Consider the following 1,208-nt stretch of genomic DNA (forward strand, 5'->3'; position numbering starts at 1 on the left):
CATGCGGTGGCCCCATTCGGTGAGGACCGACTCGGGGTGGAACTGGACACCCTTCGACCCGCAGTTCGCGGTGGCGCAGCCCCATGGCGATGCCCGTCTCCGTCCAGGCGGTGATCTCCAACGCGTCCGGAACGGTGCCCCGTTCGACCGCGAGGGAGTGGTAGCGGGTGGCGGTGAAGGGTGACGGCAGCCCGCTGAAGACGCCCGCTCCCTCGTGGGTCACCAGCGAGGTCTTGCCGTGCAGCAGCTCCGGGGCGCGGCCGACGACACCGCCGTAGGCGACGGCCATGGACTGCATCCCCAGGCAGACGCCGAACACCGGCACCCCGGTGTCCGCGCAGTGCCGCACCATGTCGACGCAGACGCCCGCCTTCTCGGGGGTGCCGGGTCCGGGGGAGAGCAGTACGCCGTCGAAGCCGTCCTGGGCGTGCGCGAGGGAGACCTCGTCGTTGCGCACCACCTCGCACTCGGCGCCGAGCTGGTAGAGGTACTGGACGAGGTTGAAGACGAAGCTGTCGTAGTTGTCGACGACCAGGACACGCGCGCTCATCGGGGACCCGCCATTCCCTGGTCGACCGTCACGTCGTTGAACGGCAGCAGCGGCTCCGCCCACGGGAAGACGTACTGGAAGAGCACGAACACGATCGCCAGCACGAGCACGAGCGAAATCGCCGCCCGCACCCATGCGTTACCCGGCAGATGCCGCCAGATCCAGCCGTACATGCCGTCCCTACTCACCGATGACGAAGTCGATTGCAGCACCGGAGTGCAGGACCAGAGTAAAGGTCCGGGGGTGGGGCCGGAGGGTCAGCCGTACAAAGCCTTGGGCTTGCCCTGGGCAACGGATTGGGTCGCGTCGAGGTGCGCCCAGGCGATCAGCCGGTGGCTGTGCCCCCACTCCGGCTCACAGGTCGTGAGCGTCAGATAGCGGCCGGGACCGCGGAAGCCGGAGGCGCGCGGCACCGGGTCGAGCACCCCGACGTCGGTCGGCAGGGTGCGGTAGGGCCGCCCGGTGATGCGGTACGTGTACCAGGTGGTGCCGTCGGACAGCACCACCGCGTCGCCGGGGCGCAGCCGGGGGAAGTCCTTGAAGGGGTCGCCGTAGGTGCGGCGGTGCCCGGCGACGGCGAAGTTGCCGGTGGCGCCGAGGCGGGCGGTGCCCGCGTAGTGCAACGAGCCCCTTGCGCAGGGTGGCGGTGGAGGTGCCC

The 1,208-nt window shown here is 70.1% G+C and carries 1 protein-coding gene and 2 pseudogenes; all 3 read right to left on the minus strand.

The genetic code is table 11. The features are described from left to right. A pseudogene (locus tag SSOG_RS22110) lies at positions 1 to 550 on the minus strand (aminodeoxychorismate/anthranilate synthase component II); the annotation flags it as partial. After that, positions 547 to 723 carry a hypothetical protein gene (locus tag SSOG_RS53800; protein ID WP_039938336.1) on the minus strand — a complete coding sequence of 59 codons (177 nt, stop codon included), beginning with the start codon at positions 721 to 723 and terminating at the stop codon, positions 547 to 549. The pseudogene SSOG_RS22110 and the gene SSOG_RS53800, both read right to left, overlap by 4 nt. 84 nt (positions 724 to 807) lie before the next feature. Continuing rightward, positions 808 to 1,208, minus strand: a pseudogene (locus SSOG_RS22120) (class E sortase); the annotation flags it as partial.

Origin of the sequence: Streptomyces himastatinicus ATCC 53653 (assembly GCF_000158915.1) — a bacterium.
Lineage (GTDB): Bacteria > Actinomycetota > Actinomycetes > Streptomycetales > Streptomycetaceae > Streptomyces > Streptomyces himastatinicus.

Bases quoted from the DNA above. Each gene is read 5' to 3' on its own strand.
- SSOG_RS53800 (WP_039938336.1), bottom strand. From the start codon at position 723: ATGTACGGCTGGATCTGGCGGCATCTGCCGGGTAACGCATGGGTGCGG.